We start from the raw sequence: 20,351 nt of genomic DNA on the forward strand, positions 1-20,351 counted from the left end.
CTGGTACACCTCTTTCACTCAAAAAATTACCCCTCAAATATCAATGATTTGAGGGGACTTAGCATTATCGATAGCAATCAGTCGAACATTGTTGGCTATGCCCACCAGATTCTGCTGCACGAATATCACTTATAGAAACTCCCAGTCTTTCTAGATCATTTGCGTTTCGAGCAACCAAAGCTTGATATTCATTACTTTCCAATTGATAGCTTTGTAGAGCCAACGATGGATTATTCAAATATTGTTCAGCAAAACTGAAATCTGATTTTAAACGTTCTATAACCTGTTTTAATGCATTTGACATATCTCTCACCTCCTCTCGATGATAATGGATAGAAAATTGACTGTTTATATTTATTTACTATTTATACTATTTTTGTTATTTATATCTTATTTTATAGTTTCATTTTTTTCTATTCCGTTTTAGTATCCCTTGTGAAAGGCTCCCAAAATTCATTTGAGAGCCTACCTTAGTTTCTTTTTCTTGTTTGAACGGTATTTCAAATTGTATCTTTTGAATGTCACAGAGATAGTCTCATCCTTTGTTCCTAAATAGATTGCAATCTTTTTTAGAGACATTCCTTTTATCCAGTGGAGTTCATAAAGTAATGCTCTTAATTTGATATCACTCATCTTTAAAGACCTTGCTAGTTTGTTTCCTTTTGGTAACTTTGGTATTCCATAATGTTCGATATTCGATCGAATGGTTCTTTTTGAACAACGAAAGTGTTTTGCTAAGTCTCTGTATGTGTAAAATCTTTCTGTATAGAGTTGATGAAGTTCACTTTCTGGCAACTTCCTCACAATCCCACTCCCCTAAAAGATATTAGACATAATTCCCATTGACTTTTTGTTAAAATAATTCTTGATCTAACAACTAAGTAACTCTAATAAATATCTCTCTTGTCGGTGAATCTTTTCTAACTCAAAAGTTGAGATGCTGGTAATGAGGGTAGACCGAAACCGACTAACTTTCTCAATATCTCCTGTCAGGAAAAACCGAAAGAGATCTTCCATTCTTTTTTGGTTCATTCCCTCCATTTTTTGTTTCAGATATTGTTCCCCATAATGCAGAAGAATGTAAAACGCTTGCAAGAGAGTGGAACGTGTTTTAGCTTCCCGTAACCTTTCAATAAGTGGAACGTAGTCTTCTCCCTCACCACAGCAATAAACGAAATATTCCGCTAACTCTCTACCTGTTTGTATTGCTTCGCTCAATTCCATTTCAGACGTTCTCCCCTCCATCCACTACTGTGCAAGCAACCACTTCTATTTCATTTCTTCTAACGTAAATAGGATTGGCGAAGATATCGTACGACTTCCCTTGTATATAGACCATTTTGTTCAGCATCTCCACGATCTGAACATCCAGCAAAGGAAATTCAATTTTCTTTCCATCTGTTGTTTGAATTCGCACGATACTTTCTTTTCTTTGAAAACGAGACAAATGATAAGGTGTCTCTTCCAGTTGCATGACGACATGCAGATCTTTTTTTTGATTCAATTGCCCAAACACCATATGATAATCATGAGACAATCGATACCCTGTAAAAGATTTTAAAAACTCCCAAAATCTTTTTACTTTTTCCAAGCCTCCAGCAACAACAATCTGAAAAAAATTCGACCCTTTTTCTTTCCGTCTTGGTAGAGATGGTAATAGTGTATTTACCTGATTGGCTCTCATCGTACTCCCCCTGATTTAGATAGAAATCCGCTGTAATCCCCTAGTTGTTTATCCTCTGCATAGAGCATAACAAAATTAAAATTTTCTGACAAATCAGCGAAATTAAACCATTCATCCTCTACATTAGGTTCAATATAACCAAAAACATAAAACATAATGCCTTAAAATGGTATTACACAACTAAAAATAGTATCTACACTACTAAAAGGGTACATAAAATACAGAATTATCCTATTTTTCTTTTTAAAAAAATATTCTATACTAAGGATAAAGGAAGATGATAATGGAAGACTTGGATCTCACAAAGGTAAGAGAGCTTTTTAAATCCTTACGAATGAGTAAAAAATTGCATCAACGGGACTTAGAAGAAGAAGGAATCTCCGCAGGAACGATTAGTAACTTTGAATTGGGTCGAAAACATGTAAGTGAGGGAAAAGTCTATCGCTTATTTGAAAAATTAGGAGTAAAAAAGAAAGACTTACCTCGTCTTCTCAAAGAGAAAAAAAAGAAAGAAATTGATACTCTCGCTATTTTGAAATTGGATTTGAAAGCAATCGAAACAAAAATGGATTGTGGAGACTACACAAAAGCAAATAAAGCATTGAAAAAGCTCAAACTACCAATGGATGATCCGTATATTGCTGTTACCAGTTATTTAAAAGGAAAATACTATTACAAAAATCAAAATTGGCCCAAATCCCATATCAACTTTGTAAAAGCCATTCAGATTGTTGAAGATTATCCGGAAATCCAATCAACCAATATCAAAAGCGCAAGCTTCTATGAACTCGCTCGTATTGCCTATCGACAGAATAATCTTGACAATGCTTTGCTGTGTGTGGAAAATGGGTTAGACGCATTTAAACCGGACGGCGAGAGAAAACATTTCAAGTATCATTTGTCATTGAGTAAAGCCATCTATCTCGAAAGATTAGATCAAATCAGTGAAGCCATGGCGATTTTAGAGGAAATGTGGTCTCATCTTGATGAAATTGATACGGAGATCCAGTTAAATATGTACGACCTACAAGCCAAGCTATACAACAAGCAGCAGATGTATAAAAAGGCAATACGTTTCGCGTCAGAAGGGATCGAAATCGCCAGACGAGGGGAGAATTATGACCGCTGTTTTGAACTCTGGACAACCCTCGGAACCTCTTACAATCATCTAGGAGAATTCAACCTAGCAATGAAGTGCTTCCAAACTGCTGCCCACTTGGAAGGAAAAATCCAGCGAAAATTCCTATCAGCTACCAATCATTTTCAATTGGGATTGCTATATCTAGAAGAAGAAAACATCGAACGAGCAGAAGAGGAACTACAGAAGGCAATGAAAATTAGCAAAAAAGAAAATGATTTACTCAAACTTTGCGAATCCCAGTTTGGTTTTGCACGATGCAAATCGAAACAAAACTTGCAAAAAGAAGCGATTGACCACTTTATAGAAGCACTTCAACTAGCAGAAAAACACTCCTTCCGAACACAGCAACGAGATATTGCACTGGAGCTTACTAAGTTTTACGAAAACAAAGATCCAGAAAAACATTATAAATATATGACTATTTTTTATCAGAATAGTTTATTATTGAATGGAGGTGATCAAAAGATGACAACAAAAGAACTTCAATCTCAAACAGCAGGACGTATCTTTGAAGCTGATCCCCCCAACGGTTAACTATTATGGAATTTTGAAAGAGAAGGAGATAGTGGAATCTCCTTCTTTTATTTCCAAACCACCGCGCATTAATCTACTATAAATTTCCCTTAACTATATGACTATCTCATCTTCAATCCACTTTTGTTGCATAACTTAGTGATACTTGCTCTGGTTCAATGTCTAGATCAAGCCAAGCACCGGCTAAACTTGCAAATTTGCTCGTGTCACCAGTGGTAAAGAAGCGGTGCTTCTGATGTCTTGTAGCAAGCATATTACCATATTGCAAAATCGTACTCAGCTCTGACGCTGTTTCCTCAGCAGAACTGATCAACTTCACCTTATCTCCCATCACTTTTTGAACCGAAGAAGCAAGCAGTGGATAATGGGTACATCCTAAAATTAAAGTATCCATACTTAATCCGCGAAGCGGAGTCAATGCTTTCGCGACGATATCATCTGCCTCAGAAGAATGATGTAATCCGCTCTCTACCAAAGGTACCAGTGTGGGACATGCCAAAGAATGAGTAATAATATCGGGATGAATGCGTCTTAATGTACGCTCATATGCACCACTATCAATTGTGCGAACGGTTCCAATTATACCTACTTCACCATTTGTGGTGCTTTTTATCGCTGCTCTAGCACCAGGTTCAATAACACCTAAAACGGGAATAGATACATGCTTTCGAACATCATTTAAAGCTGCCGCTGTTGCAGTATTACAAGCGATAACAATTGCTTTTAACGGAAAATTTAACAAAAAATCAATAACTTCTAAGGTAAACTGTTTTACTTCATCTTTGCTACGTTCTCCATATGGACAGCGTAAGGTATCTCCAAAATAATAAATTGTCTCGTGTGGAAGCTGTCTCATTATTTCTTTGACAACCGTTATGCCACCTACTCCTGAATCAAAAACACCAATTGCGTGGTTATTCATGAATGTTTTTAGCTCCCTCCAGTTTACCACCTATACATGAGGATATTACTAATGTACAAAAAAGCAACCCCTTTGGTGACCAAAGGGGGAAATTACTAATCTGTAGTTAGCATTTGTTTATATATCAACCGCAAAACATCTTCTGTCTGCTGTGCTTCTTCTTGAGTAAATTTTTCAAGTATACGGCCCAAATAGGCACGTCTTGCAGATAAAACTTCTTGAATAATGCCTTTCCCGTAATCCAGCATTTGAATTCGTACTACTCTTCGATCTCGTTCATCTCGAATACGTGTTACTAACTTATTTTTCTCCATACGATCAATCAAATCTGTCATCGTACTACATGCAATATACATTTTTTGACTTAGCTCACCAATTGTCATATCCCCATCCTTATAAAGCCATATTAGTGCAGAGAACTGTGGAGGGGTGATCGGAAAATCTGCGAGAATATCGCGTCCTTTCCACTTCATGATCACGCTAATTTCCCGTAAAAAAAACTCGATCTCACTCACAGTATCTGGCAGAATGGGCTGGTTTTTGTCCATAATACTCCCCTTAAGAACTATTTATATACAAAACAGTAATAAGATTATAGAATAGAAAGCTCTCTAAAACAAATAGAAATGTCAACTTTTTAATAAAGATTGTTTACTATTTATAAAAGCTTAACTGTTAGTTTTTCTGTTAACCTTTGCATATCATCTGCCACAGGAATGGACCATCTAAACCACTCGTATCGACTTGGATGGAAAATCTCAATTTCCTTGGCATGTAAAGCTTGTCGCGAAATCCACTGGTGTCTTTCTTTTACCCCATACAAAGTATCTCCAATAATGGGATGTCCGATGGAAGCTAGATGAACACGTATTTGATGAGTTCTCCCTGTTTCCAATGATAACTTTACTATTGTTGCATCCTCTAGTCGTGTAAGAGTCTCATAATGGGTAATGGCTTCTTTTCCATTTTCTCGATCAATCACTCGTTCAATAATACTGGAAGAGGACAAGCCGATTGGTAAATCTATGGTACCTCTTGATGGAGTAATATAACCATGACAAATGGCCACATACGTTCTTTGATAGCGTTTTTTCTTCATTTGCTTTGATAACATAGCGTGAGCATGGGCATGTTTTGCTATCACCATGATTCCAGATGTATCTTTATCTAACCTTGTTACAGGGCGAAAAAGATAGGATTCACCACGTTCTCTAGCATGGTAAGCAATTCCATTAGCGAGTGTACCATCCTTATATCCCATCGTCGGATGAACGACTAATCCTGCTGGCTTATCTATAATTAAAATATCATCATCTTCAAACACGACCGTGAAATCGACTTTTTGCGGCAGAATAAAGCAATCATCATTTGTTTCTTCCAATCGAACTTCGACAACATCGCCTTCTATCAGTCTAGATGTATAGTAAACAATCTTTTGGTTTACACATACTCTTTGCTCTTCTCGCAGACGACGAAACATTCGACGAGAAAAATGAAACCTATTTTGCAATATCTGCTTTAACATTTTCCCACTTTCTGTGGCATTTACTAAAAATTGCACATTGATCGCCTTCCCACTTCATATCCATCAAACCCTAACCTATCATACCAATTTTTGTGAAAAAAGAAAGCTTTGGGGCATGATAAAGAAACTTGCTCTCTCGAGGCGCAGACAGAGGCTTAGTTGCACTTATGCACCTCAGACAAGGAAATAAGCACACCAGGTGTACAGGTCGCTAAAGAGAAAAGTCAGCCTCTGTCTCGCTTTATAGATAAGATAAAATCATACTCTTATCTATAAAAAAATCCTCATTACTGAGGATTTGAATTTGAACTGGAATATAAGTGACACGCTACCCAATGATTCGGCTTTGCTTCTTGCCAAATCGGATCGACTTGTGCACAAACTGCCATCGCATGAGGACATCGAGTCCGAAAGCGACATCCACTTGGTGGATTTAGAGGAGATGGCAGTTCTCCTTTGATACGGATTTTTTCCCTCTGTCTCGCTTGAACTGGATCTGGAATAGGCGCAGTAGATAGTAACCCTTGTGTATACGGATGAAGAGGTTCCTCATATAGCTTTTCACTATCTGCTAATTCCGCCATTCTGCCTAAGTACATCACTCCAACACGATCACTAATATATTTGACCATCGAAAGATCGTGAGCGATGAAGAGATAGGTTAATCCATTTTCTTTTTGCAGTTTACGCATTAAGTTCACTACTTGCGCTTGAACCGATACGTCTAGTGCTGAGATAGGTTCATCCGCAATGATAAATTTCGGCTGCATCGCAATTGCTCGTGCAATCCCAATCCGCTGACGTTGTCCACCACTAAATTCGTGAGGATAACGACTCGCATGGCTTTTATTCAAGCCAACAGTCTCTAGAAGATCATAGACGATCTGTTCTCTCTTTTTCCCACTTGCTAACTCATGAATATCTAAACCTTCTGCGATAATCTCCATAATCGTTTTACGCTGATTTAGACTTGCATAGGGGTCTTGGAAAATCATTTGCATCTCACGACGGAAATTCTTTTGATTTTTACCTTTTAGTTTATGAACATTTTTTCCTTCGAACAATACTTCTCCATTTGTTGCATTATAGAGATCAATAATTGTTCTTCCCGCAGTAGATTTACCACAGCCAGATTCTCCTACCAAACCAAAAGTTTCTCCAGGAAAAACTTCAAAAGAAATACCGTCTACTGCTTTTAAAACTTTGTTTCGATCTATTTGAAAGTGTTTCTCTAAATTTTTCACTTCTAAAATTGGTTTAGTCAATCTCCTCACCTCCCTTCTGACAAAGCTGGATTTTCTACTTTAGGTGCATCTGGATGCTGTAACCAACAAGCAACTTGATGAGAATCAGATGATTTTGTTGCCTCTGGCATCTGCTCTTGACATATTTTCATCGCATACGGACACCTAGCAGTAAACGGACAACCAACCGGCGGGTTTACCAGACTTGGTGGAGAACCAGGAATGGATACAAGATCATTTTCACGGTCCTGATCTATTCTTGGCATAGAGGCCAGCAAACCCCATGTATAAGGGTGTCTAGGATTATAAAAAATTTCATCTAAGGTTCCTGTTTCCACTACTTTCCCTGCATACATGACAGCAACACGATCCGCAATCTCTGCAACTACACCCAAGTCGTGCGTAATAAAGACAATAGAAGAACCAGTGTTAGTCTGTAGATCTTTTAACAAATCAATAATTTGCGCCTGAATGGTTACATCCAAGGCAGTCGTTGGTTCATCTGCTATCAATAATTTCGGCGAGCAGGCCAATGCCATTGCAATCATCGCTCTTTGACGCATCCCACCACTGAACTGATGAGGAAATTGGTTTACACGTTCGGAAGGACTAGGTATTCCAACCATTTTTAATAATTCTATTGCACGATCTTTCGCTTCTCTATAAGTTACTTTCTGGTGTTTCATCAAGCTTTCCGATATTTGTTTTCCAACTCGAATAGTAGGATTTAAAGAGGTCATCGGATCTTGGAAAATCATCGCGATCTCTTTTCCGCGAATTTTTTGCATCTCCGTTTCGGATAACTTGGTTATATCTCGACCATTATAAAGAATCGTACCTTTATCTATATTAGCAGGTGGTTGGGGAAGAAGACGCATAATGGATTGAAACGTAACACTTTTCCCACTACCGGATTCCCCAACAAATGCGACAACTTCACCTTCTTGAACGGTAAAGTCCACACCGCGTATCGCTTTTACCTCTTGATGTTCCGAGCGAAACGTGACATGTAGATCAGACACTTCCAATATCGGTTTCATCCTTGCTCCCTCCTTACTTTTTCATTTTTGGATCAAGTGCATCTCGCAATCCATCTCCGATCAGGTTAAAAGAAAGCATAATAATACATAAAACAAGAGCTGGCCAGAATAATTGATGAGGGAACAGTTGCAGAGTTCGATACCCATCACTCACCAGTATCCCTAAACTAGCCGATGGTGGACGCAGCCCTAGTCCAATAAAACTTAGAAAAGCTTCAAAGAAAATGGCGGATGGAATAGAAAAGGTTACAGCAATAATGATGGGCCCTATCACATTTGGAATCAAATGTTTAAACAAGATACGAAAGTGACTTGCCCCCATTGTACGAGCTGCTAAAACGTACTCTTGTGTTTTTAATTTTAAAATTTGTGCTCTAACTACTCGAGCCATCGGTACCCATCCAGTAAAAGCTAAAGCAACGGCGATAGGCAAGATTCCAGGTTCCAAGTACATCATGAGAAGGATGATAACGACGATATTTGGAATGGAGTACATAATCTCCAATATGCGTTGCATCACGTTGTCCACACGCCCGCCAAAGTAACCCGAAATTCCTCCAAATGTCACCCCGATTACTACATCTAAAAAAGCAGCGATAAAGGCGATTAATAAGGAGATTTTTGCACCATACCAAACACGTTGCCATAAATCTCGACCTAGGCTATCTGTCCCTAAAAAATGACCAGATAGGTGCTCTTGATTTGATATGGATAAGTTTTGCGTCTTATAGTCAAAACCATTAAATACGGGACCAATAAATGCAATCAAAAGTAAAAGAATGATCAACACAAGTCCGATAAGAGCACCCTTATTTGCTTTGAAGCGTCTCCAAGCATCCTTCCAATAACCTGTCTGCGGAGCTAAGACCTCACTATTTTTTTCGGATGGGGCAAGGGGCTCAAACCAACTTTTTTGCACTTTTTTTGGTGTATTCATCGTTGCATCACTCCTTAGCACCTGAAATCCGAATACGTGGGTCAATAATCCCATATAAAACATCAACAATAAAAGTAACACCTAAAAACAAGATACTATAGAAAATCGTTGTTCCTAAAACAGTGGTATAGTCATTGACCATGATCGATTCTACAAAGAGATTTCCGATCCCTGGAATCCCAAAAATATTTTCCACGACAAGCGATCCAGTCAAAATATTAACAGTTAACGGACCTAATACCGTAACAGCAGGAATCATGGCATTGCGCAATGCATGATTCGTAATAATTTTTCTCCAAGCCAAGCCTTTTGCTTTCGCTGTTCGAATATAATCCTGGTCAAGTACTTCTACCATTTCAGTACGAATATACCGTGATACTTGTGCAATGACATAAACAGACAAAGCTAGCGAAGGTAAGATGGTATACTCATAACCACCCCATAAAGCAGGGGGCAGCCAACCAAACTTAACCCCTATCCAGTAAGATAACAATCCTGCCAAAACGAAGTTCGGTATGGAAACTCCAAATACTGCTGTAGCAGACGCTAAGCTATCCACCCATGTCCCGCGTTTTAAAGCAGCAGCAATCCCTAATAACAAACCGATAACAATACCGATGAGAATCCCTTGAAAGCCAATAGTCGCTGAAGGGCCTATACGATCACTTAACAATTCATTGACAGAACGCCCGCTTTGACTGAGTGACATGCCTAAATCACCTTGAACAAGGTGTCCCATAAACTTGAAATACTGAATATATAATGGGTCTTTTAACCCGTATTGTTGTAAGATTTGATCTCGAATCTCTGGTGGTAATTTTTCTTCATTTGCTAGTGGTGTCCCCGGAAGCATCCGAACAAGAAAAAAAGTTACAGTTACAATAATAAACAGCGTAAGAAGCATTAGACCAAATCTTTTTAATGTATATTTTACCAAGTTACCTCACTCCTCCCCACCAAAACAAAAATATAAGGTATATGCCCTAATGACATATACCTTATTAGGTCATTCTTACTTGCCGTCTAGATATGCGCCTTTTAAGTCAAAGAATCCCCATGTTGTGTTCCAAACTGCACCTTTTACGTAAGGTTTTAGAAGGCTTAATCGAGTACGGTAGTAGAGTGGAGCGATTCCTTGATCATCAATTAAAATCTTTTCAGCCTTAGCTAGATCTTGAATACGAGCTTCAAAGTCTGGATTATTTTTCGACTTTTTAATGAGAGCATCGTATTCTGTGTTACTCCATCTTCCACGGTTATAGCTTTGACCAGTCGTGAAAATGTCTAAGTAACTCATTGCATCGTTGTAATCTGCACCCCAACCAGATAATAGCAATTGGAAGTTACCATCTTTTCCTCGTTGGAGACGCTCTTTAAACGTTACAGGAGATGTAGTAACTTGGACGCCAAGATTTTTTTCCAATTGATCAGAAATGAATTCCATTTGGTCTTTTGCATTTGTAGTATCATCACCAAGAACATCGAGTTTCACAGGATTTTTAAGACCTTCTTCTTTTAATCCTTCATCCCATAGTTGCTTCGCTTTTTTAGGATCATAAGAAACTTGCTCTTTTGATATATCGCGGAATTTTTTGTCTCCAGTTGCATGAATATCTGGTGGTACTAAAGCCCCAGCTGGAGTGGAACCAGTTTTTAATACTGCATCCGTCAATGTTTTCTTATCAATTGCTAGTTCGATAGCTTGACGAAGTTTTTTGTTTTTCAAGAAGCCTTCTCTTTGGTTAAATTCAAGATACCATGCAGAAGATTCCTTTAATACGAATCTTTCGGGATTGGATTTGTATGCATCAGCAAAATCTTTGGTAATCTCGGTGAAATCGACTTTATTTGTCTTATATAAGTTCACACGAGTGGATTCCTCTTTTAGGAACTTAACCTCTGCATTTGCCAATTTTACATTTTTAGCATCCCAATAATTGCTGTTTTTGGTTAAGTGAACGCTTACACCGTGTTCCCATTTATCAATAGAAAATGGTCCATCATACACCATGTTCTTTGCTTCTAAAGCAAATTTGTCGCCATATTTCTTAACGATATCTTCACGTTGTGGCATGAAGGTAGAAAATGCTGTTAATTCCAAGAAATAGGGTGATGGCGCTTTTAATGTAACTTGAAGCGTTTTCGCATCAAGTGCTTTTACCCCTACATCTTCTGCTTTTGCTTTGCCTGCATTGTACTCCATAGCATTTTTTACAGGTTCGAGAATATAAGCATATTCAGAAGCAGTTTTTGGGTCTAGCGCACGTTTCCATGCATATTCAAAATCATTTGCTGTTACGGCTTTCCCATCGCTCCATTTTGCATCACGAAGGTGGAACGTATAGGTTAGTTTATCTGAACTTACATCATAACTTTTAGCAATACCTGGTGCTGGTTTTAGATCTTTATCCAGCCTCATTAATCCTTCCAGTGAGTTCGTCAAGATTTGAAAAGATACTTGGTCGGTCGATTTAGCACTATCTAAATTTGGCGGTTCCGATTTATCCGTCAATACTAACGTATTTTTGGAAGCATCATCTGCGCCACCTCCGCCACAAGCGGCTAATACCATACTAAGAACCAAGATAATGGCAGTGAATATAGACCATTTCTTCTTGCTCATTCCTTATCCTCCTCGAATTAGTACTGCTGGATTATATAGTCAAGACCAAATGGTCTTAAACTCGTAAATTTTCTGAATGAATGGTCATTCACAAATATAATAAAGCTCTATTTGTTATTTTAAAATAAAGATAAAGCATCTGTAAACTGTAATCTTTTGGGAAATGTATACAAATGTGCATTTATCCTTTAAATATCTAAAAAAATAAGTTGATCATTTTGGATTTTTCTCCCTTTTTTTCTTATTTTATCAGATGTTAGCCTCTGTACTGATATTATAATATCAATACATCGAATAATTTTACAACGTATTCTTATTCGATTCTATTTATTTTTTTCTATGGACAACAGGGAAGACACTGGAACAATTTGAATGCCTGCTCGCTGAAATACAGACAGTGAAGACTCTATCGCACGAGAAGTATTGTCTCCTTGTATCCCAACATGACCAATAGCAATACTATCGCCTTTTTCCACTGTTCTCTTGATCAGATGGTTTAACTGGCGATCAATATCATGTCTGTTATTGATATTATCTAAGAAAATATTTCGTTTGGTTACAGGTACTCCCATTTCCCTTGCTACCCGAATAATCTTAGAATCTGTGCTTGTTCCACTATCCACAAAAAACAAATTCCTTTCCTTCACTACCTCCAATACTGCATGGACAACCCTCCCATCTGCTGTTGCTTTTGAACCCATATGATTATTGATCCCCTTAGCATACGGCACACTATCGAGATCAGCCCGTACTTGCTTTCTAATTTCTTCGGTAGACATATCAGTAGTTATTGCACCTGGACCAAGCCAAGATTTTTTCCCGTGATAAAACTCCATTGGTAAGTGCAGTAGTACCTCAAAGCCTGCCTTCCTTGCTTGAATCGCATCTTCTTTTGAAGTTCGGAGTAATGGCATGATTGCTACCGTTAATGGAGCATTTATAGAAAAAATTTTATCTGTTCCTTTTAAGCCATTGCCCAAATCATCAATAATAATGGCAACTCGTTTTGTGGATGGAGGAGAGTTAGAGAAACCTATTAGCATGGAAACACTAGCTAATAGAAATACTGCAAACAAATGAAAATATCTCACCTTATACACTTTCCTTTACTTTAGGATAATAATTTCATGATGTGCATTTTTGCTTCCCTTTATCCTCTGTTTTCTTTTTCCACTTTCCATTATAAGTTAATAATTCTTTCCATTTAGTCTTAAAGTTTTTATAAACTTATCCAAATTACACTTGAAACAGTCTGTTATAATATATTTTAATATTGGTATAAAATCATTTTTAATATTGTTTAGAATCTTATAATATCGAATGAAGGAGGCATCAGAATGATCAGCTGGTGGGTTCTTGCTACTATATTTTTTATATTTTTACTGATTTCCATCGTGATATACAGTATTTCACTGTTTGGCTATCGAAACATAACCCAAAAGAAAAAATTCACACCAGAAGAATGTTTTAAAGTGGTGGAAAAAAGGGGACTTTATACAAAAACACAGTTTGAGAAACTATCCAAACAAGAAATTGTGATTGAAAATAAAGATGGATTAAAGCTTCATAGCTACTATATTGAAACAAACCCACTTTCTAAAAAAGTTATGATTTTACTACATGGTTATACAAGGGCATATCCAATGTCTATGCAATTTACTGATCTGTATATCAAACATGGATTTAATTTACTTGCGATTGATCATCGTGCTCATGGAGAGAGTGAAGGAACGCACACCAGCTATGGTTACTATGAAAAATATGACATTGACAGCTGGGTAAACTGGATTCGAGAGCATATCGGAGCTGATACTCTCATCGGACTGCATGGCATCTCCCTAGGCGGCGGAACAGCTCTCGAATACCTTCATATTAACCAACACGCCAAATTCATCATAGCAGACTGTCCCTACTCTGATCTCGCAGAACTCATCCGATATCAAATAAAACATATCTATAAAGCTCCTACTTTTATCTTTTATCATACGATTGGTCTGCTTGTGAAAATATTTGCCCGTTTCCGACTTTCAGACGTCCGCCCTATTTCAGCAGTTGCCAATAGCGATGTCCCTATTTTCTTTATTCATGGTAACCGCGATCACTACATCCCTACCTATATGAGCAAAAAATTATATGAGGCTAAACAAAGAGGATTGAAACGTTTATACATCGCGGAAGGAGCTGGACATGGTGATTCCTTCCTGCGAAATAAAAAACGATATGAAGAGGAGGTCAGTACTTTTCTTCAAGAAGTATTTGTAAATGATAGTGTGGAAGTGGTTTAGAAGAGCTGATGACATAAATTCAGCTCTTTTTTCTCTGAATGTTTATTTAGTAAAAACACTATTTTGAATTACGCAATAACCTTTTGTCCCTGTCATCTCCGTTATCTTGATTTTCTTCCTTCTCTTCTTTTTCTTCATGAAATTCCGTTGAGGTTTGGCCGGTTATATAATCAAATGGAGTGTAGACTGTTTCAATCGTTCTTCGTTGGATATAAAATTTATACAATACAACACCGATCAACGATGTAATAACAGCTAATGGTAATAACATCACGATCATCATAAACATTAAACTTTATCCTTTCAGTTGAAGGGTAAAGATAGGGCTTCTGCTCTGATTCATTTGCCCCTCACTCCTAAGAAGTTAATTTCTTTCTTCTTGTTCCCTAAATCTTCAATCTACAAAAGAAAAAGTACCTATTTCGTGATACATGGGCTCTTTCCCCAATATCGTCTCATAAAGTACAACTCGATCCGCAATCCATTTGAAATTGCCAACATTTAACGAAGTTAATTGATTACGATCAAAATCACTGGAAGTATATTTTCGGGCTAGGGTAATATGGGGATTGTAAGGACGACTTTCTGGAGGAAATCCAATAGGAGCTAAGGCAGTTGTAACCCTTTTTTGTAATTGTCGAAGCTCATCTAATTGCCCCCCGACACCCGCCCAAAAAATACGAGGTTGATCCAACTTACCGAAAGTTCCCAAACCATCGATAAAAAGCTCAAAAGGAACCTGCTGCTGACATACTGTCCTTAGAGCCTGTATCGTCTCTTCTAATTGTTCTTGCGAAGTACTTCCCAAAAAATGAAGCGTAATATGTATATCTTGTGGGTGTATCCATTTGCGAAAAGACAACTCATTTTGTGTTTCTTTTATCCATTCTCCTAATTGCTCTCGGAGAGAAGCTGGCAATGGAAGTGCAACAAATATACGTCTTTCTTGTTTTTGTTCCATAAAGACCCGCCTTCTTTGCATTTCGTTCACATTAACTAGTTCAATGTTGTGAAACCCTTAATAATCAAGGAGTTCGGTGTTTTCAACGACCTACTAAGAAAATAGCTTAATTTATCGATATTATAAGTCAATTATACAACAACCTTTTTATACAGAAACAGAGTACGTCCAATACCTCATAATTCCTTTTTCCGGTTTCTCCATTTCATTTGGATAAATCCGATGGCTAGCATAAGACATATAGGCAAAAATGCCAAAAAGAAATCGAGGAAAGGTTTTAATCGATGTAAATTAGCAAGATAGATCGTATCTGTTGATACAATGGCTGTAAAAGTGACCAGTAAGATACCAAACGGAATAATGAAAGGCCGCGAATCCTTTATACGGAACAAATGTGTCAACCCAATCAAAGAGCAATAGAAACACAATGATATACGTGCATACATGGAAAAAAAAGACATCAAATTAATGGCTACTTCAATTTTTTGGAAATACTCACCAAGACTCACTTTTCTAGCTATCTTCCATCCAGGATAAAGTTGGTCGGCAGTAATATTTACTCCTAGTGTCATTATGCACATAATTGCAAACATAACAAGACAAGCTCCTCCTAGTAAAGCACCGAGCAGCCAAGATTTTTTTACTTTTTCCTGCGGTTTCACATAGGGTACCAGCATAAGAAAAAAAATTAATTCAATGAAGGGTAAGCTTACAAAAGTAATAGATCCCTGTACAATTGGTTTCCATCCCCCCTCGAAAAGCGGTAATAGATTTTTGATTTCTACTACTGGAATCAATGCTACACCTAACAAGGTAATTGCTCCGAACAACGGAATATATAAGATTTCAATACTGCGTGCAATCGTTTCCATTCCCTCCAGCAGCCCCATCACAACAATGATGGCAAATAAAATATAGATAACTACTTTTGGTGTTTTCGGCAAAATTTGCGAAGTAGAGAAGTCTCCTATATACCGCAAGGTGAGACAAGCATAGTAAAAAGAATATAAAACAAAAAAGAATGTAAACAGTTTTCCAAACATAGATCCCAATAATTTTTCACTGTATTCCACAAGGTTTTTTTCCGGATAAAACTTGCTTACAGGATAGTAAATAAACAAAAGGATAAGCAACCCGATTACCAAACTGAGCAATCCCACAAACCAAACATTTTGCTTTGCATCTGCCGCTTGAATGGGGGGTAAAAGCGCAATCTCATCACCAACCATAAAAGCCAACAGAAATGTGATAAGTTGATGAGGAGTTATCTGAATTTTATTTCCCACCAAATCTACTCCTTTTTAATCCAATAAATCGTAGATATAATCTTTCAGCGGTTGCATCGTATAGACAACAATATTTGATGGATTGGGAACAGTTATATGCAAAGATAGAGATATACTTAATCCGAATCCGATTAAAATGAGGAAAAGATATAATCCAACTATCCTTTTTTGCTTTTTTTTCCACAGAATGGGTACTTCTTTTGAAACGATATAGAAAAAAAATATACAGAGCATTATCACTCCCACTTTTGCGATACTCCTTTATCGCTGTGTCATGGACCCTTGGGTTGTTCCAGTAAAAGTAATGTTGACTTCACTTTGAATACTTACAGGCAGCCCTACAAAAATACGATCCCATTTTGTTTTATTTTTCGCCCAATATTCTGCATCTGAGCGATGGATAGCATGTCCAAATTCTAAAATATCGGTTCGATATTTTTTTGTGCTGCAAAAATGGCAGTGGTAATAATTCGTTTTATTTCTTGTTTTGAAAGCTTATTTAACGTATTTATATCTTCTAGATCTCTACATTGGGATTCATTTATATTTAACTCTGATTCTACTTTTAGTAAGATTTTAGGATGATTATTATTTACCAATCCTTTCACTTTTGTTTTGGTGTGAATAACTTCCATCGCTAATCGCCTTTTTGAATTTTTTGGACATGGAACATTTATATCTGTCGATTTCATTTTATTTAAGATCATCACCAGCCCTTTGCTAGCATCATCTGAAAGCCAGCCGACCAATTTATCATTATGGAAAGCCGAGATCGTATTGGTTTTCAATAATTTTTTAGGAACTATTTTCTTTGTATTTTCATCGGACCCATCTTCTTTATCTCCTATTACTTCGATACCAGTTATTTTGGCCTCTTCTCCTTCATTCATGATATTTGCTAATAGATCATCTGTAGTAGTCGCAAGCACAGTTCCTTTTGTCCTGACTAGTGTTTGAATGGAAGAATAAATCATATCTGAAGGACTTTTTGCTACCGGAGTCATCGTATTCAATATTTGTGCTGCTGTTGCTTTTTTAGCAATAACGATATAAAACGTCGGTTCTAAATCAGAACTTCTTGACAGATAATCTGTAAACTCATTGATTCCTTCTCTTGCTAAATTTTCACCTAATACGAGGATTTTCACTTGAGAAGTGTAGTTTTCTCGAGAACCTAATGTCATTCTCTTATGTAGTGCTTCCGTCAATGTCTTTCCTTTCGTTCGATACATAAAAACAGGAGACTGGTTGCTTCCTCCACCTTGTTGGGATGCAACAGCAGTAGGATTTACGACTTGAGTCGTCAGCAAATACTCTCCATTCTCCTTGTCAATTCCCATTGCCGTAATAAGTGCTAAATCATCTATTTCTCTAGTATCCCAACATCCTGTACACATCATACTTATCATCAGAAGGGCAATCCAAATGATCCGGATCATCCTTTCTCACTCTCCTTATTTGTCGGAGTTAGCGGCAGACGAACCAAAGCATCTTTTTGAGCCCCCATCACAAATGGCGCTAATGGGCTCATATAGGGTACTCCAAATGAACGTATGCTGCACAAATGAATAGCCAGAGCCGCAATTCCAATAATCACTCCAACTAATCCAAATAATCCTGCGATGAGCATAAATACTACTCGTAAGATACGAACGGCGATTTCCATATTATTTGCTGGCAGTACAAAACTTGCTATCGCAGTAATAGATATCACAATAACAACAGCTGCCGAAACAATACCTGCGGACACAGCTGCTTGACCAATAACTACTGCTCCGACAATGGATACCGTTTGACCGACAACTCTCGGCATCCTTACTCCTGCCTCTCTTAAAATCTCAAACATTAACAGCATCAAAAGAGATTCAGCAAAGGTAGGAAGAGGTACTCCTTCATGTTGAGCAGCTATGCTGAGGAGAAGAGGATAAGGTATCATTTCTTGATGAAAGGTAGTGACTGAAATATAAATTGCTGGCCCGAATAGTGCCAGTAAAAGTCCAATATAACGAACAATCCGAACGATTGTCCCAATATCTGTCCGTTGATAGTAATCTTCCGGTGATTGAAGAAATTGCACAAATATGGCAGGTACTAAGAGAACAAAAGGTGTTCCATCTACTAATATTGCTATTCTCCCTTCCAGCAATCCTGCTGCAATAACATCTGGACGTTCTGTATTGAAAATAGTCGGAAAGGGAGTAAATTTCTTATCTTGAATGGACTCTTCGATCATCCCTCCTTCTAACACACTATCCAGATCCACTTTTTTTAAGCGTGTACGAACTTCTTGCACTAACTTTTCATCCACTAGTCCATTTATATACATAATTGCTACACTGGTTTGTGTTACTTTACCAGCAGACATATTTTCAAACTTGAATTTTGGATCTTTAATTTTTCTTCGAATTAAAGCAATATTTGTTCCTAATGTTTCTGAAAATCCTTCCTTAGGACCTCTAACAACCGTTTGCGTCGTGGGTTCTGTTACTCCACGTTCTTTTGATTCATTTAAACCGATCGCTAAACAAATGCTGCTTCCATCAAGTAAAAAAATAGCATATCCAGCTAACAAATCTGCATACACTGTTTCAAAATCATAAACTTCCTGAATATCCCCTGCTGTCAATACAGATTCTTCCAATAAAATAAGAGGTTGATCACTGAGCATCACTAACTCTTCTAACTCAGTTCCTTTCATTTCTAATAAAAGTGGTTCTAATATATGTTGTTGGACAGACTTTTTATCTACTAGTCCTTCTGTGTAAACAATACAAGCCTGTAAGCTTCTTTCTTTTCCAAATTGAATTTTACGGAAAATAATATCCTTACTTTCCCCCATTTCTTCTTTTATCTGTTTTACATTATCCTCTAAAGTTTTCCATAATTTCTCTTTCTTTATTTCTTTTCTTTCTTTCGGAACTTCTAATGTTCCTTGGTCCATTCGCTTGAAAAAACTCATCTTGTATTCCATCCTGTTTAAAATGTTATGATTGTATTCTTTGCTTCTTTTTCCATTGTTAACAAAAATTTTTTGTACACATTAATGGAGCCTATATAGTTGAAGTATAGAGGGAGTTGCAGGTTCTACCCATACACATTCAATAAAACCTGAACTTTTTTCTTGCTTTGGAATATCTCTATATAAAAAGACAAAAACCCACACAGAAGAGACCAGGAGGTTAACGTATGTCATTGCTGCCTAATGACCCATTTCGACAACTTAGCAAAAAGTTTGATCGATTGTTTGCTGATTTTCCATCCATTCTTGGAAACACACAGAAATTTGAAAGGATGCAAGTGGATATACAGGAGACAGAGGAAGAAATAGTGGCAACTTGCGAAATTCCAGGACTGATAAGCAAAGAAGATGTGAACATTCAGATCGAAAAAAATGTCTTAACGATTCAGGCTTCCATCAACAAAATGGTAGATATCCGAGAAGAAAATATGTTTCGTCGAGAGCGTTATGCAGGACGTTTTCACCGCTCTATTTCCCTGCCTAGCCTTGTATCCCATGAAGGGGTAAAAACATCCTGTCATGATGGAGTTTTGGAGATAAGGATACCAAAAGTATAGGTAATAAAGCTGATTTTGATGATCAGGAATCAGCTTTTTGCATTTTTTATCTCATTACTACTTTTGTTTTTTGGAGAAAAAAACTCAAAAGGAGCATAATTCATGAGTGAATGACAAAAACCTCTAGTACCGTAGGCTAGAGGTTTTTTAAACATGCTAAAAAATTTTATTTAAACGAATACGATTATACATTCCCCCGCACCGCGGGTTGTACTGTAACAGCACAACCGCGGACGGGGAGAACCCTTGCTCAGAGGAAGTGGCGGTTACCGCAGCGGATGCAGCGACCCGACGAATCCGTCGGGAACCAGCGGAAGAACGTCAGCTGGAACACCAGCAGATCGCTGGGCGCCGCGGGCGCCTCCTCGACGGACTGCTGCTCCTCGACGAACTCCCTGTGGGCGCTGGCGACGATGCCGTCGACGAAGTGCTTGTCGTCCATGGCACTGGCGAGCACGCCATCGATGAGTTCGTTGAAGCGAGAATGGATCATCCCTTCCGGGTTGTCGAGATCCTTCTCGATCCGTTCGGCGATCTTGCCGGCCAGCCAGTCGGAGTCCAACTCCGCCGTCAGAGCCATCTGGGCCGACGAA

Annotated in this window: 22 protein-coding genes; 3 read left to right on the forward strand and 19 right to left on the reverse strand. The window is 37.8% G+C overall.

Annotated elements, in window-relative coordinates; genetic code table 11:
* Window positions 1-64 precede the first annotated feature (64 nt).
* The 3 genes from AC5WOF_RS07065 to AC5WOF_RS07075 all read right to left on the reverse strand — a co-directional run bounded on the left by AC5WOF_RS07065 (window position 65) and on the right by AC5WOF_RS07075 (window position 1,684).
* Window positions 65-304 (reverse strand): hypothetical protein, encoded by a 240-nt coding sequence (locus AC5WOF_RS07065; RefSeq protein WP_496049238.1) that lies wholly within the window; start codon window positions 302-304, stop codon window positions 65-67.
* 566 nt (window positions 305-870) lie between these two features.
* Window positions 871-1,224, reverse strand: coding sequence for a hypothetical protein (locus AC5WOF_RS07070; protein WP_496049239.1), 354 nt, complete (start codon window positions 1,222-1,224; stop codon window positions 871-873).
* 1 nt (window position 1,225) lies between these two features.
* A complete protein-coding gene (locus AC5WOF_RS07075) occupies window positions 1,226-1,684 on the reverse strand; it encodes a hypothetical protein (protein WP_496049240.1) in 459 nt (152 codons plus the stop codon).
* A 283-nt stretch (window positions 1,685-1,967) separates the two neighbouring features.
* Between AC5WOF_RS07075 and AC5WOF_RS07080 the strand changes: the two genes are divergently transcribed.
* Window positions 1,968-3,359 carry a tetratricopeptide repeat protein gene (locus tag AC5WOF_RS07080; RefSeq protein WP_496049241.1) on the forward strand — a complete coding sequence of 464 codons (1,392 nt, stop codon included), beginning with the start codon at window positions 1,968-1,970 and terminating at the stop codon, window positions 3,357-3,359.
* Between the two features lie 112 nt (window positions 3,360-3,471).
* Here the strand turns inward: AC5WOF_RS07080 and racE are convergent, their stop codons facing one another.
* From racE to AC5WOF_RS07125, 9 genes are all read right to left on the reverse strand, one after another.
* Window positions 3,472-4,281: a glutamate racemase gene (gene racE, locus AC5WOF_RS07085; protein WP_496049242.1), complete on the reverse strand. Its 810-nt coding sequence runs from the start codon at window positions 4,279-4,281 to the stop codon at window positions 3,472-3,474.
* Window positions 4,282-4,376: 95 nt separating this feature from the next.
* Window positions 4,377-4,829 carry a MarR family winged helix-turn-helix transcriptional regulator gene (locus tag AC5WOF_RS07090; protein WP_496049243.1) on the reverse strand — a complete coding sequence of 151 codons (453 nt, stop codon included), beginning with the start codon at window positions 4,827-4,829 and terminating at the stop codon, window positions 4,377-4,379.
* Window positions 4,830-4,939: 110 nt separating this feature from the next.
* On the reverse strand, window positions 4,940-5,842 hold the full coding sequence (locus tag AC5WOF_RS07095; RefSeq protein WP_496049244.1) for an RluA family pseudouridine synthase: 903 nt from the start codon (window positions 5,840-5,842) through the stop codon (window positions 4,940-4,942).
* Window positions 5,843-6,093: 251 nt separating this feature from the next.
* Complete coding sequence (locus AC5WOF_RS07100; protein WP_496049245.1) at window positions 6,094-7,071, reverse strand: ABC transporter ATP-binding protein; 978 nt, start codon at window positions 7,069-7,071, stop codon at window positions 6,094-6,096.
* A gap of 5 nt (window positions 7,072-7,076) precedes the next feature.
* Window positions 7,077-8,090: an ABC transporter ATP-binding protein gene (locus tag AC5WOF_RS07105; RefSeq protein WP_496049246.1), complete on the reverse strand. Its 1,014-nt coding sequence runs from the start codon at window positions 8,088-8,090 to the stop codon at window positions 7,077-7,079.
* A gap of 13 nt (window positions 8,091-8,103) precedes the next feature.
* Entirely contained in the window at window positions 8,104-9,027 is a 924-nt protein-coding gene (locus tag AC5WOF_RS07110; RefSeq protein WP_496049247.1) for an ABC transporter permease, read from the reverse strand.
* A gap of 7 nt (window positions 9,028-9,034) precedes the next feature.
* Window positions 9,035-9,964 carry an ABC transporter permease gene (locus AC5WOF_RS07115; protein WP_496049248.1) on the reverse strand — a complete coding sequence of 310 codons (930 nt, stop codon included), beginning with the start codon at window positions 9,962-9,964 and terminating at the stop codon, window positions 9,035-9,037.
* 75 nt (window positions 9,965-10,039) lie between these two features.
* Entirely contained in the window at window positions 10,040-11,650 is a 1,611-nt protein-coding gene (locus tag AC5WOF_RS07120) for a peptide ABC transporter substrate-binding protein (protein WP_496049249.1), read from the reverse strand.
* A gap of 323 nt (window positions 11,651-11,973) precedes the next feature.
* Complete coding sequence (locus AC5WOF_RS07125) at window positions 11,974-12,741, reverse strand: divergent polysaccharide deacetylase family protein (protein WP_496049250.1); 768 nt, start codon at window positions 12,739-12,741, stop codon at window positions 11,974-11,976.
* A 246-nt stretch (window positions 12,742-12,987) separates the two neighbouring features.
* On the opposite strand from AC5WOF_RS07125, the gene AC5WOF_RS07130 reads away from it, so the two are divergent.
* On the forward strand, window positions 12,988-13,935 hold the full coding sequence (locus AC5WOF_RS07130; protein ID WP_496049251.1) for an alpha/beta hydrolase: 948 nt from the start codon (window positions 12,988-12,990) through the stop codon (window positions 13,933-13,935).
* Window positions 13,936-13,993: 58 nt separating this feature from the next.
* Here the strand turns inward: AC5WOF_RS07130 and AC5WOF_RS07135 are convergent, their stop codons facing one another.
* The 6 genes from AC5WOF_RS07135 to AC5WOF_RS07160 all read right to left on the reverse strand — a co-directional run bounded on the left by AC5WOF_RS07135 (window position 13,994) and on the right by AC5WOF_RS07160 (window position 19,141).
* Window positions 13,994-14,224 carry a DUF3951 domain-containing protein gene (locus AC5WOF_RS07135; protein WP_496049252.1) on the reverse strand — a complete coding sequence of 77 codons (231 nt, stop codon included), beginning with the start codon at window positions 14,222-14,224 and terminating at the stop codon, window positions 13,994-13,996.
* Window positions 14,225-14,329: 105 nt separating this feature from the next.
* Window positions 14,330-14,896, reverse strand: a complete 567-nt coding sequence (gene thpR / locus AC5WOF_RS07140) for an RNA 2',3'-cyclic phosphodiesterase (RefSeq protein ID WP_496049253.1) — start codon at window positions 14,894-14,896, stop codon at window positions 14,330-14,332.
* A gap of 176 nt (window positions 14,897-15,072) precedes the next feature.
* A complete protein-coding gene (locus AC5WOF_RS07145; protein ID WP_496049254.1) occupies window positions 15,073-16,182 on the reverse strand; it encodes a GerAB/ArcD/ProY family transporter in 1,110 nt (369 codons plus the stop codon).
* 261 nt (window positions 16,183-16,443) lie between these two features.
* The gene (locus AC5WOF_RS07150) at window positions 16,444-16,605 is read right to left on the reverse strand and encodes a Ger(x)C family spore germination C-terminal domain-containing protein (protein WP_496049443.1); all 162 of its coding nucleotides are present in this window, start codon (window positions 16,603-16,605) and stop codon (window positions 16,444-16,446) included.
* Window positions 16,599-17,621, reverse strand: a complete 1,023-nt coding sequence (locus AC5WOF_RS07155; RefSeq protein WP_496049255.1) for a Ger(x)C family spore germination protein — start codon at window positions 17,619-17,621, stop codon at window positions 16,599-16,601. Before AC5WOF_RS07155 ends, AC5WOF_RS07150 begins: the two co-directional genes overlap by 7 nt.
* Window positions 17,618-19,141, reverse strand: a complete 1,524-nt coding sequence (locus AC5WOF_RS07160) for a spore germination protein (RefSeq protein ID WP_496049256.1) — start codon at window positions 19,139-19,141, stop codon at window positions 17,618-17,620. The genes AC5WOF_RS07155 and AC5WOF_RS07160 overlap by 4 nt, the downstream gene beginning before the upstream one ends.
* Window positions 19,142-19,368: 227 nt before the next feature.
* Between AC5WOF_RS07160 and AC5WOF_RS07165 the strand changes: the two genes are divergently transcribed.
* Window positions 19,369-19,758, forward strand: a complete 390-nt coding sequence (locus AC5WOF_RS07165) for an Hsp20/alpha crystallin family protein (RefSeq protein WP_496049257.1) — start codon at window positions 19,369-19,371, stop codon at window positions 19,756-19,758.
* A 250-nt stretch (window positions 19,759-20,008) separates the two neighbouring features.
* Here AC5WOF_RS07165 and AC5WOF_RS07170 read toward each other — a convergent pair whose 3' ends face one another.
* Window positions 20,009-20,320, reverse strand: a complete 312-nt coding sequence (locus tag AC5WOF_RS07170) for a hypothetical protein (protein ID WP_496049258.1) — start codon at window positions 20,318-20,320, stop codon at window positions 20,009-20,011.
* Window positions 20,321-20,351: the final 31 nt, after the last annotated feature.

Source organism: Shimazuella sp. NTD250 (genome assembly GCF_059510375.1).

Excerpts from the sequence above, each read along its gene's own strand:
- AC5WOF_RS07070 (WP_496049239.1), bottom strand. The coding sequence starts at position 1,224 with ATGGAATTGAGCGAAGCAATACAAACAGGTAGAGAGTTAGCGGAATAT.
- AC5WOF_RS07160 (WP_496049256.1), bottom strand. The coding sequence starts at position 19,141 with ATGAGTTTTTTCAAGCGAATGGACCAAGGAACATTAGAAGTTCCGAAA.
- AC5WOF_RS07165 (WP_496049257.1), top strand. The coding sequence starts at position 19,369 with ATGTCATTGCTGCCTAATGACCCATTTCGACAACTTAGCAAAAAGTTT.
- thpR (WP_496049253.1), bottom strand. The coding sequence starts at position 14,896 with ATGGAACAAAAACAAGAAAGACGTATATTTGTTGCACTTCCATTGCCA.
- AC5WOF_RS07110 (WP_496049247.1), bottom strand. The coding sequence starts at position 9,027 with ATGAATACACCAAAAAAAGTGCAAAAAAGTTGGTTTGAGCCCCTTGCC.
- AC5WOF_RS07135 (WP_496049252.1), bottom strand. The coding sequence starts at position 14,224 with ATGTTTATGATGATCGTGATGTTATTACCATTAGCTGTTATTACATCG.
- AC5WOF_RS07105 (WP_496049246.1), bottom strand. The coding sequence starts at position 8,090 with ATGAAACCGATATTGGAAGTGTCTGATCTACATGTCACGTTTCGCTCG.
- AC5WOF_RS07155 (WP_496049255.1), bottom strand. The coding sequence starts at position 17,621 with ATGATCCGGATCATTTGGATTGCCCTTCTGATGATAAGTATGATGTGT.
- AC5WOF_RS07120 (WP_496049249.1), bottom strand. The coding sequence starts at position 11,650 with ATGAGCAAGAAGAAATGGTCTATATTCACTGCCATTATCTTGGTTCTT.
- AC5WOF_RS07065 (WP_496049238.1), bottom strand. The coding sequence starts at position 304 with ATGTCAAATGCATTAAAACAGGTTATAGAACGTTTAAAATCAGATTTC.
- racE (WP_496049242.1), bottom strand. The coding sequence starts at position 4,281 with ATGAATAACCACGCAATTGGTGTTTTTGATTCAGGAGTAGGTGGCATA.
- AC5WOF_RS07075 (WP_496049240.1), bottom strand. The coding sequence starts at position 1,684 with ATGAGAGCCAATCAGGTAAATACACTATTACCATCTCTACCAAGACGG.
- AC5WOF_RS07130 (WP_496049251.1), top strand. The coding sequence starts at position 12,988 with ATGATCAGCTGGTGGGTTCTTGCTACTATATTTTTTATATTTTTACTG.
- AC5WOF_RS07080 (WP_496049241.1), top strand. The coding sequence starts at position 1,968 with ATGGAAGACTTGGATCTCACAAAGGTAAGAGAGCTTTTTAAATCCTTA.
- AC5WOF_RS07090 (WP_496049243.1), bottom strand. The coding sequence starts at position 4,829 with ATGGACAAAAACCAGCCCATTCTGCCAGATACTGTGAGTGAGATCGAG.